This window comes from Nocardia sp. NPDC050408 (assembly GCF_044458905.1).
GTDB lineage: Bacteria > Actinomycetota > Actinomycetes > Mycobacteriales > Mycobacteriaceae > Nocardia.
This window is the reverse complement of sequence record NZ_JBITIL010000001.1, coordinates 290,320-315,232: the sequence shown is the minus strand read 5'-3', so window position 1 is coordinate 315,232 and position 24,913 is coordinate 290,320. Positions and strand designations below refer to the sequence as shown.

Sequence of the window (24,913 nt, the reverse complement as noted above, 5' to 3'; positions counted from 1 at the left end):
CGAGGTGCAGGCACGTGAGTGAGCGCAGCGAGCGAACCATCAGCACAGCGACAAGGTCGGTCATGCCGGAACCGAGCGCCAGCGAGGTGCAGGCACGTGAGTGAGCGCAGCGAGCGAACCATCAGCACAGCGACAAGGTCGGTCATGCCGGAACCGAGCGCCAGCGAGGTGCAGGCATGAGTGACCTGGATCCGCATCCGGACGAAGCGGTCTGCGAGGCGACACCCGGTTGCGGTCCGGTCGCGGAGATCTATCCGGCGCGCGAGGTCCCGCTCGGCGGTGTGCGCGGCGTTTACGTGGAACGTGTACTGCCGCAACGTGATCTGCCGACCGTCGGCGCCTGGTGCTTCCTCGATCACTTCGGCTCGCCCACGGTCACCAAGACGGGTGCGTCACCGGATATCGATCCGCATCCGCATATCGGATTGCAGACGGTGACCTGGCCGTTCGACGGCCGTATCCGCCACCGCGACTCGGTCGGCTCCGATGTGGAGATCGAGCCGGGACAGCTGAATCTGATGACCTCCGGACGCGGCATCGCGCATTCCGAATACGGCGTCGCGGGGGCGCAAGCCGGGCACGGCCTACAACTGTGGATCGCGTTGCCCGGCAATAGCCTCGGGATTGATCCACACTTCGAACAGCATCGTGACCTGCCGGTCTACGAGGCTCCCGGAGTGCGAGCCATCGTGCTGATCGGCACGTTCGCCGGACTCACCTCGCCTGCCAAGGTGTACACGCCGATCGTCGGCGCGGATGTGCGGATCGAACCGGGCGTCGACACCACCATTGCCCTGGATCCCGATTTCGAGCACGCGCTCATGGTGGTCGAGGGCAATGTCACCGTCGATGGCACCGAAATCGCCGCGGGCCCACTGCTCTACCTGGGCGCCGGCCGCGACGAGTTGCCGCTGACGAGCACCGAGGGCGCGCATTTCGCGCTCATCGGCGGCGAGCCATTCGGCGAAGAACTGGTGATGTGGTGGAACTTCGTCGGCCGCAGCCATGAAGACATCGTCGAGGCCCGAAACGATTGGGAAAAGCATGTTGTCGAACGTTTCGCCGATATCGCGGGCCACACACCGCAACAGCGCATTCCCGCCCCGCCGCTGCCCGGTCTGCATCTGAAGCCGCGCAAGCGGCGCATGGGTTCGGCCAGGACCTGAATACGAAGCACCACAAAACAATCGGGACTCACCTGGTATCGGGGAGGAAACCCTTCAACATTCGATCACGAAACGGTATCTTCGTCCGGAGCAAACCGGACATTCCACGCCGGTGGTCGGATGAAAGAGCAGGATGAGGATCTCCAGAATCACCGCGACGGCACTGCTTGCGCTCGCGGCCACCACGATAGGCACCAGCGTCGTACATGCCGAACCCGCAGTGCCCGCGCCTAATTCGACCGCCGACGTACCACTCGATCTGCAGGGCATCTTCCAGCACCTCGGCTACCACGTCGCGGCGACGCAGAACCGGCACGCCGTGGTGACGACCATTTCGGAGGGCCGCTGGGACCTGGTCCGCGACAACAAGGTCATCTCGCTGACCGATCCGAACGGACAGGTGGTCGCCGCACTGCCAACCGTAGTGAAGATCGCCGGGCATCGGATCGATCTGGTGCCGACCATCGATGAGGCGGGTACCCGGCTCGCACTCACACCGATCAGCACGACCGATGACCCGGTGCGGGAGGTGAGCACCGAGGAGCGCTTTTTCGATCAGGTCGAGAAGTCCATGCCGCAGGTGTTGACGGGTGCCGCCATCGGTGCCGCTATCGGATTCGTCCTCGGTTTCCCGCTCGGCCTTTTCGTCTTCGACTTCGTCACCGTCCCGGTCATGACCGTGGTCGGCGGGACCATCGGCGCGTTCGCCGGTCTGTCCGCGGGTGGTGGTGAACCGGCCGTTCAGGCGGCGATGGATTACTTCGATCTCAATCCCTGAGCGAGCCGATATCGTCGTGCGGTAGCAGGCGCTGCGTCCCGATGACGCGCAATAGATCCAGCTTCTCCGCGGCATCGGTGCCCGGACGCGGCATATAGACCAGTAGGCGCTGTGCCGCGTTCGGGGTGAGCAGGGTTTCGCAGACCGTATCGATCGCGCCGACCTCCGGATGCAGGATCCGCTTGATATCCGAAGTCCGCACCGCCACTTCGTGTTCGTGCCACAACTGCTCGAATTCCGCACTCGCGGTACGCAATCGGCTCACGTATTCGGTGACGTCGGCATCGCCGGATCGGCGCGCCGCGGTGGCGCGCAGATCCGCGACGTGATTGCGCCCCAACCGCTCCCAGTCGTCCTCCGGGAAGATCGAGCGCGACTGCGGATCGGTGAACCAGCGCCAGGCATAGAACCGATCCCAGCCGCGCCGATTCGCGTGGTCGCCGACGAGCAGGGTGTGCATTCGGTTCTGCACCAATACCTCGCCGAGGTCAGTAATGACCGTGGCCGCGGTGTCGTCCAGTTTCGCGAGCACATGCATGATCCCGGGACCGACGTGTTTGTCGGCGGACTCACCTCCGGGCGGGGCGTGGTCGCACAGGTGATACAGGTGGTCGCGCTCGTCATTGCTGAAGCGCAGCGCCCGCGCCAGCGACGCCAGCACCTGGGTGGATGGGCGCGGGCCGCGGGACTGCTCGAGACGGGTGTAGTAGTCGGTGGACATACCCGCCAGCATGGCAACCTCGTCCCTGCGCAAACCGGGGGTGCGCCGGCGCACCCCCGGTGGCAGTCCGACGTCCGCGGGCGTCAACTGTTCGCGACGCCGGCGCAGGAAATCGGCCAGTTCGGATCGGTCCATAGCAATACTTTCCCGCAATACGCGCGAGTCAGCCAGGGATCGCCGATCCCCCGATAAGCGATCTCTGCCGCCACGCGTGCACAGCGGCCAAGCTGGTCCTATGACGACATCGAAGCTCACCAGCAAGCTCGGCAATACCGGACCAGCGGTCAGCCGCATCGGACTCGGCGCCATGGGCATGTCCGGCATGTACGGGGCCGCCGACGACGCCGAATCGATTGCCACCATCCACGCCGCACTGGACTCCGGCGCCAACCTCATCGATACCGGCGACTTCTATGGCGCCGGTCACAATGAGATGCTGATCGGCAAGGCGATTGCCGAGCGTCCCCGCGAGGACATGGTGCTGAGCGTGAAGTTCGGCGCACTGCGCGGGCCGGGTGGCACCTGGGGCGGCACCGATAGTCGCCCCGTCGCGCTGCGCAACTTCCTCACCTACAGCCTGCAGCGCCTCGGCGTGGATTACATCGACGTCTACCGCCCCGCGCGCTTGGACCCGAATGTCGCGATCGAGGAGACGATCGGCGCCATGGCCGAACTCGTCGAGGCGGGTTATATCCGCCACATCGGCCTGTCCGAGGTCGGCGTCGAAACCATCCGTCGGGCCGCCGCCGTGCATCCGATCGCGGATCTGCAGATCGAATACTCGCTGATCTCCCGGAGTATCGAGGCCGAAATCCTGCCCACGGTAAGGGAACTCGGCATCGGCGTCACCGCCTACGGAGTGCTGTCACGTGGTCTGCTCAGCGATTCGGTTCGTCCGGGCGCGACCTTCGCGCCGACCGACTTCCGCGCGCACAGCCCGCGCTTCCAGGGTGAAAATCTCGACCAGAACCTGAAATTGGTCGACGCTCTCGCGAAAATCGCTGCGGAGAAGGATGTTTCGGTCGCGCAATTGGCCATTGCCTGGGTGCTGACCAGGGGCGCGGATATCGTGCCGATCCTCGGTGCGCGCACTCGCCAGCGCTGGACGGAATCCCTTGGAGCCGTGGATATCCAGCTCAGCGCCGACGAACTGGCAACCATCGAAGCCGCAGTGCCGGCCGATCAGATCGCGGGCGAGCGTTATGCGGCCGCGCAGATGGCGCTGCTCGACAGCGAGCGCTGACGTGGTTTACGGGAGGGCGCGCGTTCGGGTCGCCCTCCCGACCCCGGGCAATCGGTCACTTCCGACGTGGCCGAATGACCGCCGTGAATGCCGATGCGGCAACAGGCTTGCCAGTGCTATCAGTGATTTCCACCGGCACCTCGAGTTCGACATCGGCGCGCGCCGCGATATCGGCGCGCACTTGTTCCAAGGTTTCGGCGGTCAACTCGGAGGTCGCGACGAATGGACCCGCCTCCCCCTTGGCCCGCGCGAGGTATTCGATCCGGCCGCCACGGGCGACGATGAACGTCTCACCCATGAGATCGACAATGCCCGAGATCGACGCACCCATCGCCGCGGTCTCGGCTAGCCCGAACAGCACCGCGGCATGCAGATCACCATTGTGGTTGAGATGTTCGGGCTTCGGCGCGATCGTCACAACATTGCGGCCCGAGCTGAACTCCACTCCTTCGATGCCGGTGAACTGGATAAATCCCAGCTTCTGAAATCCGGCCATCACCAGATCGCCCATAGCCGCGTCATCCATCGCATCTCCCACTGAACTGAAACGTGTTCTAATTTCATACCCCGGCGGGACAGCGGTTGTCCACCATGGATCAGTAGGAAGACGATCGGGTGAGCGTGACGGCCAGGTAGCCGACCGCGAGTACTACGCACACCACATTCGCGACCATGGCCCCGATCGCCCAGCCTCGCGCCTTCCTCGACGCGTCCGTCGCTCCCGCGACGTCGCCCGCGATCCACTTCGAGTGCACTTGCGCGCCGAAGACGATCGCGACCAGCCCGAGCGCCGTCCCCACCAGACAGGTCAGCGTGCCGATAATCGTCGCGACGAGCGCGAAGCCCAGATGCGCCGGTGGCTCGAACTGCGGCTGCGCTGGAGGATAGCCATAGCCGGGCTGTTGTCCGTACGTCATGGATGTAGTCCCGTCTCGAAGTCGGTGGCCAGGCCCGGCATTTCGGGCCCTTCCAGCCTACGAATCTTTTCGCGTACTCGTGCAGACGGCGGATGATCGCGCGATCGGCTCCCCTTGGGCACAATTGACAACGGTGGCATATCTATCGCGATTGGATATTGCATGACGGCGTTGGCGCGAAGAACTGAGGGAAAGCCGATGTGTCTGCGGCCGATCGGACGGTAGGGGCCGATGTACGACCCGACCGCCGATATCGACCGGATCATCGCGCAGCAGGTGGGTTGGTCCACGGCCGACGACCATCTGCTGTACACCTGTGGTGTCATCGACTTCCTACTGCACGACCGACTTGCCGAACTGCCGCCCCGGGCGACCATGGTCCGAACCGAACCCGCCGAAATCCCTCTGGCAGAGGGGCCTGCCGTCTGGTTTCAGTGGCGCGCGGTCGGGGACGGTACCTGGAATCACAACAGTGTGACCGCAGTCGGATCGTTATCCTTTGTGGCCGCCGCCCATCTCGGCAATGCTATGGCGAACCGCTCGCGCCGCCGCCAGGCCGAGGCCGGACTGCGCCCGCGCTGGGTAGCCGAACGCCCTGGGACAGTAATGGTTTCGGACCGACGGATGTACTGCTACAACGCGGATCATTCGTTCTCGGTGCACTGGGCCGGTCTGGAAATGGTGGATATGCCCGGTCCCGACCGAATGGTCTGCCGCTATCCGGACCGAAACGGCAATCCACATCTACTGCAGGTCCAAAGCCCATGGGCCGTACTGATTTTCGCACTTGCGGCCCACACCCAGTTCCCGAGCCATCCCCTGTTGCAGTCAGGTAACTGGCTACCGGCTGGCTTCGAGGAGAAATGCCACATCGCAGGCAAAACCTGTCCCCGAGTGCGTCATCAGGATCGCTAGAAATCTGCCGGCTGACCGCCGGTCATCATCTACGGCAGAACATTGATGAAACCTAGTCCGGCGGTATTCACCGCACGAAAGTGGTTGTCCGCATTAGCGATTTCCCGTATTCCGAGTCGCTCGGCAACCGCAATCAGAGAAGCGTCCGCAGCGCCCAGTGGAAAGCTCGCGAACTGCTTCATCAGCTCGATAATCCGCAGCGTGTCCGCGGCATCGAACTCCTCACGGAAGACTCCGTCCCGCACGGCTTCCATGAACTGGATTTCGGCCTGTGCACTGGCGTACTTCTGCATCAAGTAGGTGACCTCAGCCACTACATACGGAGGACAACCAGCTCATCAGTCCGACCTACCAGGAGCGCACTCATCTCAGCGTGCCGTCTATCCCGCCGATTCATCACTGCGACCAGGACATTAGCATCGACGATCAGTTTTACTGGGCCTCAAAGAGTTCGGTATCCATCCGCTCACTAAGGTCTTCTGGGCCGTCGAAGGACGGCAGTGCGGCGAGCCGATCGCTTGCGCCACCCTCAACCAATCGCAGCAGCGCTGCGGGCGCTGCGGGCGCAACCTCTGGTCGGAGTTGCTCGACGAGACGATGCAGTTCTGGGTAGTGGTCATACGCCACGCTCACACTTTGACAATACCGTGAAACGAGAATCGCCCCGCTCCTGTTGGAGCGGGGCGATTGCCAATTACCGACTACCGGTAGTCGCTGAAACCGTAATCGTCGAGCGGGACCGCGGCACCGGTGGTGGCGCCGAAGCTGTCCGGCGAGTAGTAGGTGTCGTCGTAGGACGGCACCGCGTACGCCGCGGCACGAGCCTCTTCGGTCGGCTGGACCTGGATGTTGCGGTAGCGGTTGATACCGGTACCGGCCGGGATCAGCTTGCCGATGATCACGTTTTCCTTCAGACCGATGAGCTTGTCCGAGCGGCAGTTGATGGCCGCGTCGGTCAGGACTCGCGTGGTCTCCTGGAAGGATGCCGCCGACAGCCACGAATCGGTCGCGAGCGACGCCTTCGTGATACCCATCAGCACCGGGCGACCGGCCGCGGGCTCATTGCCCTCGGCGACGACGCGACGGTTGGAGGCCTCGAACTCGGAACGCTCGGTGAGCGAACCGGGCAGGAACTCCGTGGCACCGGAATCGATGATCGTCACGCGACGCAGCATCTGGCGCACGATGACCTCGATGTGCTTGTCGTGGATCGACACACCCTGCGAGCGGTAGACCTCTTGGACCTCGTGGACCAGATGGATCTGCACCTGACGGGGGCCCATCACACGCAGCACCTCGTGCGGATCCGCCGCGCCTTCCAGCAGCTGCTGGCCGACCTCGACGTGGTCACCGTCGGAGAGCAGACGCTCGGTGCCGTCGTCGTGCTTGAACACACGCAGACGCTGACGCTTCGAGAGCTTGTCGTAGACAACCTCTTCGCCACCGTCATCCGGGATGATGGTGATCTTGTAGAAGCGATCGTCGTCCTCGAGCCGCACCCGACCCGAGACCTCAGCGATCGGCGCCTTGCCCTTGGGCACACGAGCCTCGAAGAGCTCCTGCACACGGGGCAGACCGCCGGTGATGTCGTCACCCGCGACACCACCCTGGTGGAAGGTACGCATGGTCAGCTGGGTACCGGGCTCACCGATGGACTGCGCGGCGACGATACCGACGGCCTCACCGATGTCGACCAGCTTGCCGGTCGCCATGGAGCGGCCGTAGCAGGTCGCGCACACGCCGGTGCCGGTGGTACAGGTCAGCACGGAGCGGACCTTCACCTCGGTGATACCGGCGTCGAGCAGCGCCTCGATGGCCGGGTCGCCGAGGTCGGCGCCCTTCGCCACGACAACGTTGCCCTTGGTGTCCACCGCGTCCGAGGCGAGCGTCCGGGCGTACGCGGAGGTCTCCACGTGCGCGTCCCGGATGAGCGAGCCGTCGGGCTGCCTCTCGGCGATCGGCACCACGATGCCGCGCTCGGTGGCGCAGTCGTGCTCGCGCACGATGACATCCTGCGAGACGTCCACCAGACGACGGGTCAGGTAACCCGAGTCCGCGGTACGAAGCGCGGTGTCGGCCAGACCCTTACGAGCACCGTGGGTGTTGATGAAGTACTCCAGCACCGTCAGGCCCTCACGGAAGGAGGACTTGATCGGCCGCGGGATGAACTCACCCTTCGGGTTGGTAACCAGGCCCTTCATACCGGCGAGGGTACGAGTCTGGGTGAAGTTACCGGTCGCGCCCGAGTCGACGATCGTGATGATCGGGTTGTCGGCCGGGTAGTGCGCACGCAGCGCCTTACCGACCTCTTCGGTCGCTTCCTGCCAGATCTTGACCAGGGCGTTGTTGCGCTCCTGGTGGTCGAGAGCACCACGCTGGTACTTCTTCTCGATCTGATCGGACTGCGCCTCGTAGCGCTCCATGATCTCGGTCTTCTCCGGCGGAACGAGCACGTCCGACATCGAGACCGTCACGCCGGAACGGGTGGCCCAGTAGAAGCCCGCGTCCTTGAGCTTGTCGACGGTCTGCGCGACCACGATCATCGGGTAGCGCTCGGCCAGATCGTTGATGATCGTTGCCTGACGCTTCTTCGGCATCTGCTCGTTGATGAACGCGTAGTCCGCCGGGAGCAGCTCGTTGAACAGCACGCGACCAAGGGTGGTCTCGGCGATCCACGCGTCGCCGCGGTTCCAGCCATCCGGGAACAGCTCCGCCTCGACAGCCTTCGGCGGGCGCTGGTCGGTGAGGCGCACCTTGATCAGCGAACGCACGGTGAGCTCACCGCGGTCCACCGCCATCTGCGCCTCTGCGGGCGAGGAGTACACGCCCTGCTCCGGTGCATCCTTGGTGGCCGCCTGGTACTCGCCCTTCGCGCCCTCTTCCAGGCGGGTCAGGTAGTACAGACCGGTCACCATGTCCAGACGCGGCATGGCCAGCGGGCGACCCGAGGCAGGCGAGAGGATGTTGTTCGAGGACAGCATCAGGATGCGGGCCTCGGCCTGCGCCTCCGCGGACAGCGGCAGGTGCACGGCCATCTGGTCACCGTCGAAGTCGGCGTTGAACGCCTCACAGACCAGCGGGTGCAGCTGGATGGCCTTACCTTCCACCAGCTGCGGCTCGAAGGCCTGGATGCCGAGGCGGTGCAGGGTGGGCGCACGGTTCAGCAGCACCGGGTGTTCGGCGATGACCTCTTCGAGGACATCCCACACCTGGGGACGCTGCCGCTCCACCATCCGCTTGGCGGACTTGATGTTCTGCGCATGGTTCAGATCGACCAGACGCTTCATCACGAACGGCTTGAACAGCTCCAGCGCCATCAGCTTGGGCAGACCGCACTGGTGCAGCTTCAGCTGCGGACCGACCACGATGACCGAACGGCCCGAGTAGTCGACGCGCTTACCGAGCAGGTTCTGACGGAAACGACCCTGCTTACCCTTGAGCAGATCGCTCAGCGACTTCAGCGGGCGGTTACCCGGTCCGGTGACCGGGCGGCCGCGGCGGCCGTTGTCGAAGAGTGCGTCCACGGACTCCTGCAGCATCCGCTTCTCGTTGTTGACGATGATCTCGGGCGCGCCCAGATCGATCAGTCGCTTGAGGCGGTTGTTGCGGTTGATCACGCGGCGGTACAGGTCGTTCAGGTCGGAGGTGGCGAAGCGGCCACCGTCGAGCTGAACCATCGGGCGCAGCTCCGGCGGGATCACCGGAACGGCGTCGAGCACCATGCCCATGGGCGAGTTGCCGTTGGCCTGGAAGGCCGCGACGACCTTGAGCCGCTTGAGCGCGCGCAGCTTCTTCTGGCCCTTACCGCTGCGGATGGTCTCGCGCAGCGATTCGGCCTCGGCGTCGATGTCGAAGTTCTCCATCAGCTTCTGGATGGACTCCGCACCCATGGCGCCGGTGAAGTACTCGCCGTAGCGGTCGATCAGCTCGCGGTAGAGCACCTCATCGACGATGAGCTGCTTGACCGACAGCTTGGTGAAGGTGCTCCAGATCTCGTCGAGCCGGTCCAGCTCGCGCTGGGCACGGTCGCGCAGCTGACGCATTTCGCGCTCGCCGCCGTCCTTGACCTTGCGGCGGACATCGGATTTGGCACCCTCGGCCTCGAGCTCGGCCAGGTCGGCCTCGAGCTTCTGGGCGCGGGCCTCGAGATCGGCGTCGCGCTGATCGGCGACCGCCTTCTTCTCGACCTCCATCTCGGCCTCGAGCGTGGAGAGCTCGTTGTGACGCAGCTCCTCGTCGACGCCGACAATGACGTAGGCGGCGAAGTAGATGATCTTTTCCAGATCCTTCGGCGCCAGGTCGAGCAGGTACCCGAGGCGCGAAGGCACGCCCTTGAAGTACCAGATGTGGGTAACCGGAGCGGCCAGCTCGATGTGGCCCATCCGCTCACGGCGCACCTTGGCGCGAGTCACCTCGACGCCACAGCGCTCACAGATGATGCCCTTGAAGCGGACGCGCTTGTACTTACCGCAGTAGCACTCCCAGTCCCGGGTGGGACCGAAGATCTTCTCGCAGAACAGGCCGTCCTTCTCCGGCTTGAGCGTGCGGTAGTTGATGGTCTCCGGCTTTTTCACCTCGCCGAAGGACCACTGGCGGATGTCTTCGGCGGTGGCCAGACCGATCCGGAGTTCATCGAAGAAGTTGACGTCTAGCACGTAACTTCCTTTCCCCTATTCGGGTCGAATTCGAGCAAAAAGTTCACTAGTTGGTCGAGCGCGGAGGCCGGATGTCGTCGGCGTGCACGCCATCCGGCCCTACCGCCTAGTTCGCCAGATCGTCGACGGTGGCGGCTTCGTTCCTGGACAGATTGATGCCCAGGTTCGCGGCCGCGCGCTCCAGATCCTCATCATCGCCGTCGCGCATCTCGATCGCCGCGCCGTCCGAAGACAGCACCTCGACGTTGAGGCACAGCGACTGGAGCTCCTTGAGGAGCACCTTGAACGACTCCGGAATGCCCGGCTCCGGAATGTTCTCGCCCTTGACGATCGCCTCGTACACCTTCACGCGACCGACCACGTCGTCGGACTTGATGGTCAGCAGCTCCTGCAGCGTGTAGGCGGCGCCGTAGGCCTGCATGGCCCAGCACTCCATCTCACCGAAGCGCTGACCACCGAACTGCGCCTTACCACCGAGCGGCTGCTGGGTGATCATCGAGTACGGACCGGTCGAACGGGCGTGGATCTTGTCGTCGACCAGGTGGTGCAGCTTCAGGATGTACATGTAGCCGACGGCCACCGGGTACGGGAAGGGCTCACCGGAACGTCCGTCGAACAGCGTCGCCTTGCCGTTGTCGTCGACCATGCGCTCACCGTCGCGGTTCGGCAAGGTCGAGGCGAGCAGGCCGGTCAGCTCCTCTTCACGAGCGCCGTCGAACACCGGGGTGGCGATGTTGGACTCGGCCGGAGCCGCCAGCATCTCCTCCGGCAGTGCCTTGGCCCAGTCCGGACGGGAACCACCGTCCGCACCCGCGCCGACATCCCAGCCGGCCTTGCCGATCCACCCGAGGTGGGTCTCCAAGATCTGGCCGATGTTCATACGACGCGGCACACCGTGGGTGTTCAGGATGATGTCCACCGGGGTGCCATCGGGCATGAACGGCATGTCCTCGGTCGCGAGGATCTTGCCGATGACACCCTTGTTGCCGTGGCGACCGGCCAGCTTGTCGCCGTCCTGGATCTTGCGCTTCTGCGCCACGTACACCCGGACCAGCTCGTTGACGCCCGGAGGCAGATCGTCGTCGTCCTCGCGCGAGAACACGCGGATGCCGATGACCTTGCCGGACTCACCGTGTGGCACCTTCAGCGAGGTGTCGCGCACTTCGCGCGCCTTCTCACCGAAGATCGCGCGCAGCAGCCGCTCCTCCGGGGTCAGCTCGGTCTCACCCTTCGGGGTGACCTTGCCGACCAGGATGTCGCCGTCGCGAACCTCGGCGCCGATGCGCACGATGCCGCGCTCGTCCAGGTCCGCGAGGACCTCGTCGGAGACGTTCGGGATGTCCCGGGTGATCTCCTCGGCACCGAGCTTGGTGTCGCGGGCGTCGATTTCGTGCTCCTCGATGTGGATCGAGGTGAGCACGTCCTCTTCCACGAGGCGCTGCGACAGGATGATCGCGTCCTCGTAGTTGTGGCCCTCCCACGGCATGATCGCCACGAGCAGGTTCTTGCCGAGCGCCATCTCACCGTTCTCGGTGCAGGGACCATCGGCGAGCACCTGACCGGTCTCGACGCGCTGGCCCTCGTCCACGATCGGCCGCTGGTTCGCGCAGGTGCCCTGGTTCGAGCGGGCGAACTTGCGCATCCGGTAGCTCTTGCGGGTGCCGTCGTCGGCCATCACGGTGACGTAATCGGCCGAAACCTCTTCCACCACACCGGACTTCTCGTTCACCACGACGTCACCGGCGTCGACCGCGGCGCGCAGCTCCATACCGGTACCCACGATCGGGGATTCGGAACGGATCAGCGGCACGGCCTGACGCTGCATGTTCGCACCCATGAGGGCACGGTTGGCGTCGTCGTGCTCGAGGAACGGAATCATCGCGGTCGCGACCGAAACCATCTGACGCGGCGAAACATCCATGTAGTCGACCTCGGAGGCGGGGACGAGTTCGTTCTCGTCATTGCCCCGGCGGCAGAGCACACGCTCGTCGATGAAGCGGCCGTCGACGTCGACCGGCGAGTTGGCCTGCGCACGGACGTGGCGGTCCTCTTCGTCGGCGGTGAGGTACTTGACCTCATCGGTGACCACGCCGTCGACCACCTTGCGGTACGGCGTCTCGATGAAGCCGAACGGGTTGACCCGCGCGTACACCGACAGCGAACCGATCAGGCCGATGTTCGGGCCTTCCGGGGTCTCGATCGGGCACATGCGGCCGTAGTGCGAGGTGTGCACGTCGCGGACTTCCAGACCCGCGCGCTCACGGGACAGACCACCCGGGCCCAGCGCCGAGAGGCGACGCTTGTGGGTCAGACCCGACAGCGGGTTGTTCTGGTCCATGAACTGCGACAGCTGCGAGGTTCCGAAGAACTCCTTGATCGCGGCCACGACGGGACGGATGTTGATCAGGGTCTGCGGCGTGATGGCCTCGACGTCCTGGGTGGTCATCCGCTCGCGGACCACGCGCTCCATGCGGGAAAGGCCGACCCGGATCTGGTTCTGGATCAGCTCGCCGACGGTGCGCAGACGACGGTTGCCGAAGTGGTCGATGTCGTCGACCTCGACCGGCACCTCTTCGCCGCCCGGCGCGGTCATCGCCCGATCACCGGAGTGCAGACGCACCAGGTACTCGATCGTGGTGACGATGTCTTCCTTGGTGAGCACCGATGCGGTGATCGGCTCGCCGAGGTGGATGCCGAGCTTCTTGTTGATCTTGTAGCGACCGACGCGCGCCAGGTCGTAGCGCTTCTCCTTGAAGAACAGGTTCTCCAGCAGGGTCTGCGCGGACTCCTTGGTCGGCGGCTCGCCCGGACGCAGCTTGCGGTAGATGTCCAGCAGCGCCTCGTCCTGACCGGCGGTGTTGTCCTTCTCCAGGGTCGACATCATGATCTCGGAGAAGCCGAAACGCTCGACGATCTCCTCGTTCGTCCAACCCAGCGCCTTGAGCAGCACGGTGACCGGCTGCCGGCGCTTACGATCGATACGCACGCCAACGGTGTCGCGCTTATCGATATCGAACTCCAGCCAAGCGCCACGCGACGGAATCACCCGCACACTGTGCAGATCCTTCTCCGTGGCCTTGTCGACGCTGTGATCGAAATACACACCCGGCGAACGCACCAGCTGCGAAACGACGACGCGCTCGGTGCCGTTGATGATGAACGTGCCCTTATCGGTCATCATCGGGAAATCACCCATGAAGACCGTCTGGCTCTTGATCTCACCGGTGTTGTTGTTGATGAACTCTGCGGTCACGAACAACGGCGCCGCGTAGGTCATGTCCTTGTCTTTGCACTCGTCGATGGAGGCCTTGACCTCCTCGAAACGAGGATCAGAGAAAGAAAGCGACATCGACCCGGAGAAGTCCTCGATCGGCGAAAGCTCCTCGAGCACCTCCTCCAGACCGCCCGTTAGTCCGCCGTCGCCGCGAGCCGCGGCTTTTTCACGCCACGAGGGCGAGCCGATCAACCATGCAAATGAGTCGGTCTGTAGATCGAGAAGTCCGGGCACCTCCAAGGGTTCACGGATCTTCGCGAAAGACACCCGCAACGGGGCTCCGGGGATTCCGGCAACTGCCTTGGTCTGGGTGGAGACTGCCAAGATGCGTCCTTCCAGCACCTCACGCGCGTCGCGTGGTGGTCCGCGACCGTCGCTTGCCTGCTACGAATTCCGCTGGATACAACCCGAACGAAACCCGAACAGGCAACAACGGAAGTAACACCGGAAGGTGGAACTTACGTGTGCAAATCGAGGTATGGACAGGAGGCAGCCAGCGCAACGTCCAACCGTACACCAATACGCAAGGTGGTGTCAAAGTACCACCCGAACCATCCGCCGCGTGGCGGCACGCCGTGACCGTTATGACCGCGTGCCATGCCCGAATCGCTGGCTGCGTCGGGTGGCCACGGGGCTCTTGAAGCCACTGTGACAGCTGCCGCTGTTGTGAATAGCGTGACGTGTCCGGCGAAACTCGTCAAGTGGCGGGCCCGACGCCATGATCGGCCAGATCCCCTGCCCCGCTGGGCTTATGCCGCCGAAATCACTGATCGACGATGGCCGCGGCCAGCCACTTGCCGTCCACCTTCTGCATTTTCAGCACGATCGGTCCGGACGCGCTCTGCTGGGCGACCCCGTTCTTGTTCGCGCTGACCACGAAGTTCACCAGCAGCTCGGCCCGATCCTCGGTGAGCAAGGTCACCCCGATCGGGTCGGCGAGGGCATCGGCGCTGGTCTGCGCCTGTTTCAGGGCGGCGAGATTGGTATCGGCGTACTTGTCGAAATCGGCCAGCATCTGCCCGGTGACAACCCCGTGCACGGCATCCTTGTAGCCGTCGAGCTTGTTCACGTCGTAGGCGTAGATGGTCTTCAAAGCGTGCGAGGCGGCCGCGGTCACCTCTTCGGTGGCCTTGCTGTCCACATAGGCCGCATTGGAATCGTCGATGCCGGGACGGAAGGCCGCGACCGTGGCGAATGCGCCGAGCAGCACGGCGGCAACGAGCAGGCCCGCGACCACGCCCCACCCCGCGCCCGGACGCAGCCGCTGCGACCACGGCCGCGACGGTTCGGCTGGCTGCGCAGCCGGACCGACCGATTCCGCGGTACCTGCGACCTTCGCCCGCCGCTTCGTGCTCGCTTCCTCGGCCGCTCGGGTGCTGCGGCGCACGGTGGCGGACCCGGTATTCGCCGCGGTGCGGCCGACGGTGGGACGGTTACGGGGAGTGACCCGATTGACTGGTCGACGAGATGCCATGACGGGTTCTCCTACGATCCGGGCTTGGGCGCAGCGCCCCCGGATGGCGTCGCGCCGGGCTGCCCGGCAGTCGGCTGATTCAGGGGGGTGGGTTGACTCAATGGACTCGCCTTCTCGGCCTTCCACACCTCACCCTGCTTGACCACATCAAGGGTCCAGGTCTGGCGGTAGGAGTACGGCGCGACATCCGGGGCAGTCCGGGTGGTCTGCAGCACGATGAGCGCGGAGGCGTGGTCGCGCTCGGAATTCAGCGCGGTCAGCGAGGAGCCGATGACCTTGGACTCCAGCCTGGTCTTGGCCTGCTCGGCCTGCTCGCGGAACTGATCCTGGGTTTTGGTGGCATCGTCGAGCAGCGATCCGGTCATCGACGACTGGATCAGCTTGATCGAACCGTCGACATCATTGGGATCCAGCGACATCAGATTGATCGCGGCCTGCCTGGCATCGGCGAGCGCCGTATCACGCGCCTCGACGCGCGGACCGTCGGTGAAGAACGCCGCGCGCACCCAGCCGGTGCCGAACCAGACCGCGGCGATCAACGCGACGACCAGCGCGGCTGCCGCGACCATGGTGACCGCGAGTCGTCCGCGGGTGGCGTCCGCGGACGCCACCGTCGGGCGCACGGGATCCGATGCCTTCGCGTCATGCGCCGCGGCATCAGCTTCCGTGGAATCGGAGTCGGTCACCGCCGGCGTTTCCTTGGATATGTCGATGCTCACGACCGTACCCCGCTAACGCTCGGCACGGTCGTGCCCATCATGGGCGCAGTATTCTTGGTTCGCTCGCTCACGGCCAGACACCCTAACTATTGTTACTGCGGCGTAGCCGCGTAGGTCCTGTTCACCGCTTGGGCGTGACCCCCAACAGGGTGGCCATCTGCACGGCGATCGGGTTCAGATTCAGCTTCTCGGGATCGGTCTTGGGGTTGGCATCCCAGGGCTGCACAATGCTCGGATCCGCCAGATCGGCGCGCATTCCACCACGCACCGCGGTCGGATTACCGAACGGCACAGTGCATTTCGCGTCCTTGTTGAACGGGAATTCGTCGCGGGTGTCGTCGAAGTCCGGATTCTCCCGCTTCATCTGATCGAGGATGGCCTTGGTGCCCTCATAGCCCTGGGTGCAGGCGGGCGGATTGTTCGCCTCGAGCACCAGACCGAAATGGCTGGTCCCGTCGCCGGGTGCGGTGGACGACGCGCCGATGGACAACCCCGGCAGCATTTGCAGCAGCGGGCGCAGCACGTAGAACTTCGGCGAGATGGACAGGAGCAGCTGACGCAGGTTGGTCAGATCCTCGGTGAGGGCGCCGCCGCTCTCGTTCAGCAGCGCGGTGATCTGCTCGCCCGCATCAGTGCCGGTGCCGATGAGGCGCCGGATGTCCGGATCGCTGGAGCGCAGCTGCGCGGTGAGTTCATCGAGGCCCTGGCTGAACTGCCGAATGTAACCCGACTGCTCGGCCTGAGTGCCCAGGGCGATCCGGCCGTCGCGGATCAGCTGGATCGTCTGCGGCAGGCTGTCGTTGAACGTCGCGGTGAATTTGTTCAGCGAATCGATGAAGACCTTCAGGTCGTCGCCCTTGCCGTCGAAGGCCTTGCCGAGTTCGGTGACGGTGGTGTTGAGCGCGGTGAGATCGACCGAGCGGGTGAAGGTGTCCACACTCTGCACCAGCTGCTCGACCGAAATCGGTGTCGTCGCCGAGGCGATGACCGAACCGTCGCGCAAATACGGGCCGTGATCGGCATCGGGCTGCAGATCGACGTACTGCTCACCGATGGCCGAGCGGTTTGCGATCACCGCGCGAGCCGAATCCGGAACCTTCGGCGCACTCGAATCGAGCACAAGGTCGATAGCCACACCCGAATCGGTCAGTTCGAGATCGCCGACCCGGCCGACCGGGACGCCGCGGTAGGTCACCTCGGCGCCCTTGTAGATACCGCCGGTCTGCTTGGCGTCGACCTTCACCCTGTACTCACCGATGCCGAGCATGTGCTCGAGCCGAACGTATTTGGCGCCGACGTAAACCACGCCGAGCACCGCGATCAGGGCGAATGCGACCAGCTGGTAGCGCACCAGACGGGTCATCGCTGACCACCTCCGATCTGGTCGAGAATCGCCCCGAGCGGATCGGTCGGCAGCTGCGGCAGGCCGGCCGGGAAGCGAGGAATATTGGGCGGCAGCGGCAGCAGCGATACCGTCGGCCAACCCGGGCGCGGACCGTTGCCGCCGTAGTACGGGTTGGTCGGATTCACCGGCACCTCGGGGCCGTAGGGCGGTGGGATATAGACCGGATCACCCTTGCCGACACCGAGATTGCTGAGTGTGACACCGATCTGCTGATCGACCGAGAGCCAGGTGTTCACCTGGCCGCCGAAGGTGCCCTCCAGCGTCGAGTCCGGGAACGGATAGGTCGGCACCAGCGGCAGCGCGGTCACCAGATCCGGTGCGGCCTTGCCGAGTTCCTGCAGTGTCGGACGCAGCGAGGTCAGATCCTTGATCAGATCTTCCTTCGAGTGGTTCAACACGTCGAAACCGGCCTGACCCACCCGATCCAGCTGCTGCAGCAGCGAAATCAGTTGTGGCCGTTGCTCGTTCAGGATCTTGATGCCCTGCGGCAGCTCATCGATGATCCGGCTGATCTGATCGGTCTGGGTGCTCACCCGACCGCTCAGCGTGGCCAGTCCGTCGATGGCCCTGGTGATGTCGTCGACCTGCTCGTTCAGCCCGCCGATCAGGGTATTGGCCTGATCCAGCAGCGAACGCACCCGCTGTTCGCGGCCGCCGAGGGTCTTGTTCAGCTCCGTGACGATCGGCTGCAACTGCGCGACGCCACCACCGTTGAGCAGCAACGACAGCGCACCGAGCACCTGCTCGACCTCGGTCGCGTGCCGAGTGTGATCGGCCGGGATGACCGCGCCATTGGCGAGCTTTTTGCTATCGGGTTCCTCGGCGGGCTTGGAAAGTTCGATGAACTTCTCGCCGAGCAGATTCGACTGCCGCACCTCGGCCCGCGCATTGGCGGGCAGATCGACCGAGGAGTTCACCACCGCGCGCACGCTGGCGGTCCAGCCGTCCGGTGCCAGCGCGATCTTCTCGACGCGGCCGACCGCCACGCCCTCGACCTTGATCGCGGACTGCGGCACCAGATCGAGCACATCGTCGAACCGGATATCGATGGTCATCGGACGGTTGCCGACATCGGCGCCACCGGGCAGCGGCACCGCGTAGATACCCTCGGACGAGCACGAGGTCACCAGGACCGTGCTCATGCCGACCACCAGCACGGCGCTGACCATTTCGACCGACCTGCGAGCAGTCGCCCCGCTGATCATTTCGAGCGACCTGCGAGCAGTCGCTACGGCGAGAGTACGTGCCGCGGAACGAATTCGCGTGTTCATCGCTGGCCACCTCCCTGCGAGGGCGGAAGTTGATCGGACGGGGTGCCGGGAACCGTGCCCGGCACCGGGTCACGCTGCTGGTTGTCATTGCTGAGGATGCCGAACGGCAGGATCAGCGTCGGCGTCTTCACACCGGCGGTGATCTGGTCGGTGATTTCCTTGCAGTGCTCCAGAATCGGGCGCATCTGCTTGCCGAGCGCCTCGAACTTCGGATCGCCCGGCATCAACTTGCTCAGATCCAGCATCTTGCACACCGCGCCGAACGGATCCTGCAGATCGGTGAAGTTGGCGCGCATATCGAGGGTGCCGGATTCGGCATTGTGGATATTGATCAGGTTGCTCAGCGCCAGCGGCAGCACCGGTAGTGTCGCGGCCAGGTCGTCGCGCTGCTTGGCCAGCGTCGCGGTGAGCGTGGTCAGGCCCTGGGCATTCTGCTGGATCAGATCCCGGTTCTCGTCGATGAACCGGGCGACATCGCCGAGTGCGACCGAAAGCAGGTTCAGTGCCGCACCGAGATCCTGGCGCTCCCCGGCGAGGAAGGTCGACAGATCCGCGAGCTGGGCATTGAATTGCCGCACCTGCTGGTCGTTCTGGGCCAGCATGGTGACGAAGGTCTGCAGATTCTTGACGGTGTCGAAGATATCGCCGCGGGCATCGCCCAGGTACCGCGCTGCGCGCGAGAGCTGAGTGATGCTGTTGGCCAACGCCTCTCCATTGCCCGCCAGATTCGCCGCCGAGGTGCGCACCAATTGGTTCACCGCCCCCTGGGCGTTGGCGCCGTTGGGGCCCAATGCATCCGAGAGTTCCGTGATGCTCTTGTACAGCTGGTCGACCTCGATCGGAGTGACCGTGCGATCGCGCGGAATGGTCGCCGTGCGAGCCATTTTCGGTCCGCTGGTGTAGGCCGGGGTCAGCTGGATGTAGCGGTCGGACACGATCGACGGCGTGATCTGCGCGGCCTTGGCCTCGGCGGGCACGTCGAAGCTGCGATCGACGCTCATCACCACCTTGACCTGCTCGCCTTGCGGTTCAACCGAATCCACCTTGCCCACCGGCACACCCAGGATGCGCACATCCGAACCCTCGTAGATGCCGACGGAGCGGTCGAAGTACGCGGTGATCTTGGTCGTGGTCATCCGGTCGAAAAGCCACCAGAGCGCACCGGCCAGTACCAGCGCCGCGATCACGCCGATCGCGATGGTCGCCTTGGTGCCGCGACGCGAGGTGCGCAGCGCGGTGAGCGGCTCCTTACGAGGCCAGTTCACCCCCATGTCAGTTACCTCCCATGGTGCGCACCGGCGGACGGTCGCCCGGAATCTCCGGCAGACCGGGCGGGAGCAGATTCACGATCACCGCGTCGAACCAGCGTCCGGTACCGAGCACATTGGCGTAGAGGCCGTAGAACGGCGCCGCGAGTTCCAGCGTCTTGGAAATGTTCTGCTGGTTCTCGTTCAGCAGATTGATGGAGGCCTCGAGGTTGGTCAACGCCGTACCCATCTGCTTCTCGTTATCGGCGACCAACGCGCTCAGCTCGGCCGACACCGTCTTGGCTCCGGTCAGCAGCTGTGCGATGGACTGCTGACGAATGTTCAACTCGGCCAACAACTGTCCGCCGTTGGCCAGCAGGCGCTCGAACTGCTGATTGCGGTCGGCGAGCACACCGGTGGTCTGCCTGGTCGCCGCGAACAGCTTCTTCAGTTCCTCATCGCGCTTGCCGAGGGTTTCCGAGAGCCGGGCGACACCGTCGATGGAGTTGCGGATCTCCGGCGGTGTGGTCTCGAACGCCTCCGAGAGCACCCGCATGCTGGTGGCCAGCTGCGCGGTGTCGATCTGGTCGATGTTCTTGGCAGCATCGCTGAATGCGTCCACCACGTCGTACGGGGACACCGTGCGCGACAACGGGATCACCTTGCTCGGATCGGCGGGCTCGGAACCCTTCGGATCCAATGCCAGATACTTCTGTCCGAGGACGGTCTTGATCTGGATGGAGGCGGTGGTCTCGTTGCCGATCCAGGCGTCCTGGGTGCGGAAGTCGACGAGCACCTTATTGCCGTCGAGCCGAACATCCGATACCGCACCGACCTTCACACCGGCGATGCGGACCTCATTGCCCTTCTTGATGCCCGCGGCCTCGGAGAACTGCGCGGTGTACTTGGTGCCCGCGCCGATGATCGGCAACCTGTCCAGGAAGAACGCGGAGACCGCCACGAGCAGCACCATCGCAACGCCGAGCACACCCATGAACGCGGGGCTGCGCTTGCCGAGCAGGATCCGGTCGTCCATCAGTGACCACCCTTCCCCTGGCAGCGCGGTGCGGCATTGGTGTAGAGCGGCTGGTTGACCGTCGGCAGCCCGGCCGGGAGGTTGAGCTGCGGCGCATCAACCGCGCCCGGTCCGACCACGATGTCGATACCGCACAGATAGAACTGGAACCAGGAGCCGTAACTGCCGACTCGGCCGAGCTTTTCCATCTTGATCGGCAAATTCGTCAGCGACGTATTCACTTCGTCCTTGCGCTCGTCGATGGTGCCGGTGAGCTGGCTGAGCCCGGCGATCGAACCCTGCAGCGTCGGGCGGGTCGGCACCAGCAGATCCGCGGTGGCCGAGGCCAGATTGCCGAGCGAGGTGACCGAGCTGCCGATGGTGTCGCGTTCGGCGGCCAATCCGCTGACCAGCGCCTCGGTATTGACGATCAGCTGATCGAACTGACCTTCGCGCTCGTTGACCGCATTGAGTACGGCCGTCAGGTTCCGCACCAGATCACCGATGACCGCATCCTTGTCGGCGATCTTGTTCGTCAGGTTCGCGGTGGTCGCCACCAGATCGTGGATGGTGCCCTGCTCACCCTGGAAGACCTGGATGATCTCGTAGGACAGCTTGTTCACGTCATCGGCGGTCAGCGTCTGGAACAGCGGCCGGAAACCGTTGAACAGGGTGGTCAGGTTCAGCGCGGGCCTGGTGTGCTCGAGCCCGATGGTCGCGCCTTTATTGAGTTTGCGGCCCTGCTCCCCCGTGCCCTGCTCGAGCGCGATATAGCGCTGGCCGACCAGGTTGCGGTACTTGATGGTCGCCGTCGTCGAGGCGGGCAGCCAATCGCGGTCGGTCAGTTCGAATCCGACCTCGGCTTGGCGCTTGTCCACGATCTTGACGCTGGTGACCTTGCCGACCCGGACACCGGCGATACGCACCTCGTCACCGGCATTGAGCGAGGTGACATCGGTGAAGCGCGCCCTGAAGGCGGTGCCGCCGCCGGTGTAGTTGGCGATCGAGAGCCCGAGGATCGTCGTCGCCAACAGCGTGACGACGACGAAGATGACGAGCTTGGTCAGCGGCCCGCCGAGGCCGCGCAACGTTTCCTTCATCGCACGCTCACCTCGCTGCCACGGAATGCGGGTGCACCGATCCGGGTGACCCAGCTGGGCACCTGGTCGGGCGAAACACCGTTCGCCGCGCCGTAGATCGCGCCGAGGGTCTGCTGTTCGGCCGGTGAACCGACCGTGCTCGGCACATTCGCCGCGGGGTACATGCCGAACTGCGGCGCCGACAACTTGCCGCTGTCCTGGTCACCCGGATTGCGGCTCGGCACCGCATAGGAACCGTCGTTGCTCGGTCCGCCGGTGTACTGGCCGGGATCGGTGAAGACCGGGTACTCCGGCACGCACCAAGGTCCGCGGGTGTCCAGCCAACGCGGCTCGTCCTGGTTGGGCAGATACTTGCCGCGGGTGTTGGTCAGCTCGATGGTGACTCGCGAGCCTGGACGCGCGGTGCCCATGCCCATGAGCTGGTCGATGCGCGGCTTCATCTTGGCGAAGTTCGCCAATGCGCAGGTGTAGGTCGGCGAGTAGGTCGCCAGCTGTTCCAGCGCGGGCCGCGAATCGGCGGCCACATCGATGATGTTGTCGCGGTTGGCGATCAGGAAGTCCGCGGTGGTGGCCGCGGTCGGATTCAGCGTGGCCAGCAGGGTGTCGATCTGCGGGCGGCGCTGCACGATGGTCGCGTTGGTGGTGCGCAGGTTGTTGAAAGCGTCGACCAACTGCGGCAGCGCGTCGGAGTAGGTGGCGGCCACATCGGCGAAGCTCACCAGATCCTGCTTCAGATCCGGCATGACCCCGTTGACCTCACGGAAGATGTGATCCAACTTCTCCACCGACTCACCGAGCGCCAGGCCCTGCCCCGACAGCGCTTGGGACAGTGCGCCGAGCGTCGAGGCGAGATCCTGCGGCGGAATCGCCTGCAGCAGCGGCAGCACATCGTCGAGCAGCTTGCTGATCTCGATGGCATTGCCGCTGGTGTCCTGATGCAGGGTCACGCCCTCGGTCAGGTGCTGCTTGCTCGGCTCGTCCGGGATGACCAGATCCACATACCGCTCGCCGAACAGCGTCTTCGGCAGCAGCCGGGCCGTCGCGTTGACCGGAATCTGCTCTGCCTTACCCGGAACGATCGCGAGGTCGAGGGTCACCTTGCCGCCCTCGGACCGGCTGGATCTGACCTCGCCGACATTGACGCCGCGCACCTTCACATCGGCATTGCGGGTCAACGCATTTCCCACGCTGTCGGTGATCAATTGGACCCGAACGGTGTCGACGAACGCCTTGTTGTAGATCGCGACCGTAGTGACCAGGAATAGTGCGCAGACCACGAAGAATGCGATACCGAGCAACCGGACGCGCAATTTCTCCGTCGCGCGCCACATCTGCACGTTATTACTCATGACGGCACCTCACTGCCGCTCCCATTTCGATGCCCCGCTCGCTCATCCGGCAACCCGCACTGTTGTCGTAGTGCCCCAGATGGCGAGACTCAGGAAGAAATCGAGCACATTCACGAGCACGATCGCCGCGCGCACAGCGCGACCCACCGCGACACCGACACCGGCCGGTCCGCCGGTGGCATTGAAGCCGTAATAGCAATGCACCATGATGATTACGAACGCGAAGACCAACACTTTGACGAATGAATACAAGACGTCTTCTGGTGGCAGGAACAGACTGAAATAGTGGTCATAGGAACCACTGGATTGTCCGTTGAACCAGATGCTGATCATTCGCGAAGCCAGGAAGGTGCCGAGCAGGCCGACGATGTAGAGCGGGATAACCGCGAGGAAGCCCGCGATCACCCGGGTGGTGACCAGGAACGGCAGACCCGGCACCGCCATCACCTCGAGCGCGTCGATCTCCTCGGAGATCCGCATCGCGCCGAGCTGGGCGGTGAAACCACAACCCACCGTTGCCGAGAGCGCGAGCGCGGCGACCAGCGGGGCGATCTCACGGGTATTGATATAGGCGGTGAGGAAGCCGGTCAGCACCGAACTGCCGAGCGCATCCAAGGCCTTGAAGCCCTGCAGGCCGACAACGACGCCGACCGAGCCGGACATGAACACGATGACGCCGATGGTGCCGCCGATGACGGCCAGCGCACCACTGCCGAAGGTCACCTCGGCCAGCAGCCGCATGACCTCCTTGCGGTAGTGCACCGCGGTGCGCGGAATCCAGGCGATGGCCTTGGAATAGAACGACATCTGGTCGCCTGCGCGATCGATGACATTAACCGGCACACGTGCGATCTCACGGGCCCGGCGGGCAGATTTCGCCAGCACCGGGGGACGGTACGAGGTGGCCACGGGTCAGGCGCCCTTGGCGGGGACGACCTGCAAATACACCAGTGTCAGGATCAAGTTCACGAAGAACAGAACCATGAAGGTGATAACCACGGATTGGTTCACCGCGTCTCCGACTCCTTTCGGGCCCCCTTTTGGATGCAACCCTTTGTACGCGGCGATCACGCCTGCGAGCAGACCGAATACCAAGGCCTTTATCTCACCGATCCACAGGTCCGGCAGCTGGGCCAGTGCGGAGAACGAAGCGAGGTAGGCGCCCGGTGTTCCGCCCTGCAGCAGCACGTTGAAGAAGTAGCCGCCGGCGATACCGACGACCGACACCAGACCGTTGAGCAGCAGCGCGACCAGCATCATGCCGAGCACGCGCGGCACGACCAGTCGCTGCACCGGGTCGATGCCGAGCACCTCCATCGCGTCGATCTCCTCACGGATGCTGCGCGCGCCCAGGTCGGCGGCGACCGCCGAGCCAGCCGCGCCCGCGATGATCAACGCGGTCACAACGGGAGCGGCCTGCTGGACGGTAGCCAGCACGCTGGTTGCGCCGGTAAAAGACTCGGCGCCTAGTTGTTTGATCAAAGAGCCGGTCTGCAGCGCGACAACCGCACCGAACGGGATGGCGACCAGTGCGCTGGGCAAGATCGAGACACTCGCGATGAACCACGACTGCTCGATGAATTCGCGCAACTGGAAAGGCCGTTTGAACGTCTTGCGCATAACGTCGATGAGCAGCGCAAAGATGTTGCCGGCCTGGCCAAACC

At 64.4% G+C, this 24,913-nt stretch carries 20 protein-coding genes and 1 pseudogene; 4 read left to right on the top strand and 17 right to left on the bottom strand.

Translation table 11 applies throughout. The features are described from left to right. Positions 1-176 precede the first annotated feature (176 nt). Together ACIBJI_RS01585 and ACIBJI_RS01580 are read left to right on the top strand one after the other, a co-directional pair. Complete coding sequence (locus ACIBJI_RS01585) at positions 177-1,166, top strand: pirin family protein (RefSeq protein WP_364358108.1); 990 nt, start codon at positions 177-179, stop codon at positions 1,164-1,166. Between the two features lie 133 nt (positions 1,167-1,299). After that, on the top strand, positions 1,300-1,944 hold the full coding sequence (locus tag ACIBJI_RS01580) for a hypothetical protein (protein WP_364358105.1): 645 nt from the start codon (positions 1,300-1,302) through the stop codon (positions 1,942-1,944). Here ACIBJI_RS01580 and ACIBJI_RS01575 read toward each other — a convergent pair. Then, positions 1,934-2,800, bottom strand: a complete 867-nt coding sequence (locus tag ACIBJI_RS01575; RefSeq protein WP_397082690.1) for a helix-turn-helix transcriptional regulator — start codon at positions 2,798-2,800, stop codon at positions 1,934-1,936. The genes ACIBJI_RS01580 and ACIBJI_RS01575 overlap by 11 nt on opposite strands. Before the next feature lie 100 nt (positions 2,801-2,900). Between ACIBJI_RS01575 and ACIBJI_RS01570 the strand changes: the two genes are divergently transcribed. Further along, entirely contained in the window at positions 2,901-3,908 is a 1,008-nt protein-coding gene (locus ACIBJI_RS01570) for an aldo/keto reductase (RefSeq protein ID WP_364358099.1), read from the top strand. 55 nt (positions 3,909-3,963) lie between these two features. Here the strand turns inward: ACIBJI_RS01570 and ACIBJI_RS01565 are convergent, their stop codons facing one another. Then, positions 3,964-4,434: a DUF4442 domain-containing protein gene (locus tag ACIBJI_RS01565; protein WP_364358096.1), complete on the bottom strand. Its 471-nt coding sequence runs from the start codon at positions 4,432-4,434 to the stop codon at positions 3,964-3,966. A 70-nt stretch (positions 4,435-4,504) separates the two neighbouring features. Beyond that, positions 4,505-4,825 carry a CD225/dispanin family protein gene (locus tag ACIBJI_RS01560; protein ID WP_364358093.1) on the bottom strand — a complete coding sequence of 107 codons (321 nt, stop codon included), beginning with the start codon at positions 4,823-4,825 and terminating at the stop codon, positions 4,505-4,507. A gap of 231 nt (positions 4,826-5,056) precedes the next feature. On the opposite strand from ACIBJI_RS01560, the gene ACIBJI_RS01555 reads away from it, so the two are divergent. Next, on the top strand, positions 5,057-5,740 hold the full coding sequence (locus tag ACIBJI_RS01555) for a hypothetical protein (protein WP_364358090.1): 684 nt from the start codon (positions 5,057-5,059) through the stop codon (positions 5,738-5,740). A gap of 29 nt (positions 5,741-5,769) precedes the next feature. Here ACIBJI_RS01555 and ACIBJI_RS01550 read toward each other — a convergent pair. The 14 genes and pseudogenes from ACIBJI_RS01550 to ACIBJI_RS01485 form a co-directional block, all read right to left on the bottom strand. Then, positions 5,770-6,057 (bottom strand): annotated as a pseudogene (locus ACIBJI_RS01550) (type II toxin-antitoxin system VapC family toxin); the annotation flags it as partial. Positions 6,058-6,172: 115 nt separating this feature from the next. Then, a complete protein-coding gene (locus tag ACIBJI_RS01545; protein WP_397082687.1) occupies positions 6,173-6,373 on the bottom strand; it encodes a hypothetical protein in 201 nt (66 codons plus the stop codon). A gap of 68 nt (positions 6,374-6,441) precedes the next feature. Then, entirely contained in the window at positions 6,442-10,395 is a 3,954-nt protein-coding gene (locus ACIBJI_RS01540; protein WP_364358081.1) for a DNA-directed RNA polymerase subunit beta', read from the bottom strand. 106 nt (positions 10,396-10,501) lie between these two features. After that, on the bottom strand, positions 10,502-14,011 hold the full coding sequence (locus tag ACIBJI_RS01535) for a DNA-directed RNA polymerase subunit beta (RefSeq protein ID WP_397082685.1): 3,510 nt from the start codon (positions 14,009-14,011) through the stop codon (positions 10,502-10,504). Between the two features lie 421 nt (positions 14,012-14,432). Further along, positions 14,433-15,143, bottom strand: a complete 711-nt coding sequence (locus ACIBJI_RS01530; RefSeq protein ID WP_364358547.1) for a hypothetical protein — start codon at positions 15,141-15,143, stop codon at positions 14,433-14,435. An 11-nt stretch (positions 15,144-15,154) separates the two neighbouring features. Next, a complete protein-coding gene (locus ACIBJI_RS01525) occupies positions 15,155-15,829 on the bottom strand; it encodes a hypothetical protein (protein ID WP_364358550.1) in 675 nt (224 codons plus the stop codon). 154 nt (positions 15,830-15,983) lie between these two features. Beyond that, positions 15,984-17,225 carry an MCE family protein gene (locus ACIBJI_RS01520; protein WP_364358553.1) on the bottom strand — a complete coding sequence of 414 codons (1,242 nt, stop codon included), beginning with the start codon at positions 17,223-17,225 and terminating at the stop codon, positions 15,984-15,986. Further along, entirely contained in the window at positions 17,222-18,436 is a 1,215-nt protein-coding gene (locus ACIBJI_RS01515; RefSeq protein WP_397083036.1) for an MCE family protein, read from the bottom strand. Before ACIBJI_RS01515 ends, ACIBJI_RS01520 begins: the two co-directional genes overlap by 4 nt. A 98-nt stretch (positions 18,437-18,534) precedes the next feature. Further along, positions 18,535-19,809 (bottom strand): MCE family protein, encoded by a 1,275-nt coding sequence (locus tag ACIBJI_RS01510; RefSeq protein WP_364358559.1) that lies wholly within the window; start codon positions 19,807-19,809, stop codon positions 18,535-18,537. Between the two features lies 1 nt (position 19,810). After that, complete coding sequence (locus ACIBJI_RS01505; protein ID WP_397082682.1) at positions 19,811-20,821, bottom strand: MCE family protein; 1,011 nt, start codon at positions 20,819-20,821, stop codon at positions 19,811-19,813. Further along, positions 20,821-21,900 (bottom strand): MCE family protein, encoded by a 1,080-nt coding sequence (locus ACIBJI_RS01500; protein WP_364358565.1) that lies wholly within the window; start codon positions 21,898-21,900, stop codon positions 20,821-20,823. The genes ACIBJI_RS01505 and ACIBJI_RS01500 overlap by 1 nt, the downstream gene beginning before the upstream one ends. Further along, positions 21,897-23,249 carry an MCE family protein gene (locus tag ACIBJI_RS01495; RefSeq protein WP_396958318.1) on the bottom strand — a complete coding sequence of 451 codons (1,353 nt, stop codon included), beginning with the start codon at positions 23,247-23,249 and terminating at the stop codon, positions 21,897-21,899. Before ACIBJI_RS01495 ends, ACIBJI_RS01500 begins: the two co-directional genes overlap by 4 nt. Before the next feature lie 42 nt (positions 23,250-23,291). Continuing rightward, complete coding sequence (locus tag ACIBJI_RS01490; RefSeq protein ID WP_364358650.1) at positions 23,292-24,056, bottom strand: ABC transporter permease; 765 nt, start codon at positions 24,054-24,056, stop codon at positions 23,292-23,294. 105 nt (positions 24,057-24,161) lie between these two features. Then, the gene (locus ACIBJI_RS01485; RefSeq protein WP_364358653.1) at positions 24,162-24,869 is read right to left on the bottom strand and encodes an ABC transporter permease; all 708 of its coding nucleotides are present in this window, start codon (positions 24,867-24,869) and stop codon (positions 24,162-24,164) included. Between the last annotated feature and the right edge of the window lie 44 nt (positions 24,870-24,913).

Bases quoted from the DNA above. Each gene is read 5' to 3' on its own strand.
- ACIBJI_RS01585 (WP_364358108.1), top strand. From the start codon at position 177: ATGAGTGACCTGGATCCGCATCCGGACGAAGCGGTCTGCGAGGCGACA.
- ACIBJI_RS01580 (WP_364358105.1), top strand. From the start codon at position 1,300: ATGAGGATCTCCAGAATCACCGCGACGGCACTGCTTGCGCTCGCGGCC.
- ACIBJI_RS01575 (WP_397082690.1), bottom strand. From the start codon at position 2,800: ATGGACCGATCCGAACTGGCCGATTTCCTGCGCCGGCGTCGCGAACAG.
- ACIBJI_RS01570 (WP_364358099.1), top strand. From the start codon at position 2,901: ATGACGACATCGAAGCTCACCAGCAAGCTCGGCAATACCGGACCAGCG.
- ACIBJI_RS01565 (WP_364358096.1), bottom strand. From the start codon at position 4,434: ATGGATGACGCGGCTATGGGCGATCTGGTGATGGCCGGATTTCAGAAG.
- ACIBJI_RS01560 (WP_364358093.1), bottom strand. From the start codon at position 4,825: ATGACGTACGGACAACAGCCCGGCTATGGCTATCCTCCAGCGCAGCCG.
- ACIBJI_RS01555 (WP_364358090.1), top strand. From the start codon at position 5,057: ATGTACGACCCGACCGCCGATATCGACCGGATCATCGCGCAGCAGGTG.
- ACIBJI_RS01530 (WP_364358547.1), bottom strand. From the start codon at position 15,143: ATGGCATCTCGTCGACCAGTCAATCGGGTCACTCCCCGTAACCGTCCC.
- ACIBJI_RS01520 (WP_364358553.1), bottom strand. From the start codon at position 17,225: ATGACCCGTCTGGTGCGCTACCAGCTGGTCGCATTCGCCCTGATCGCG.
- ACIBJI_RS01515 (WP_397083036.1), bottom strand. From the start codon at position 18,436: ATGGTCAGCGCCGTGCTGGTGGTCGGCATGAGCACGGTCCTGGTGACC.
- ACIBJI_RS01510 (WP_364358559.1), bottom strand. From the start codon at position 19,809: ATGGGGGTGAACTGGCCTCGTAAGGAGCCGCTCACCGCGCTGCGCACC.
- ACIBJI_RS01505 (WP_397082682.1), bottom strand. From the start codon at position 20,821: ATGGACGACCGGATCCTGCTCGGCAAGCGCAGCCCCGCGTTCATGGGT.
- ACIBJI_RS01500 (WP_364358565.1), bottom strand. From the start codon at position 21,900: ATGAAGGAAACGTTGCGCGGCCTCGGCGGGCCGCTGACCAAGCTCGTC.
- ACIBJI_RS01495 (WP_396958318.1), bottom strand. From the start codon at position 23,249: ATGAGTAATAACGTGCAGATGTGGCGCGCGACGGAGAAATTGCGCGTC.
- ACIBJI_RS01490 (WP_364358650.1), bottom strand. From the start codon at position 24,056: ATGTCGTTCTATTCCAAGGCCATCGCCTGGATTCCGCGCACCGCGGTG.
- ACIBJI_RS01485 (WP_364358653.1), bottom strand. From the start codon at position 24,869: ATGCGCAAGACGTTCAAACGGCCTTTCCAGTTGCGCGAATTCATCGAG.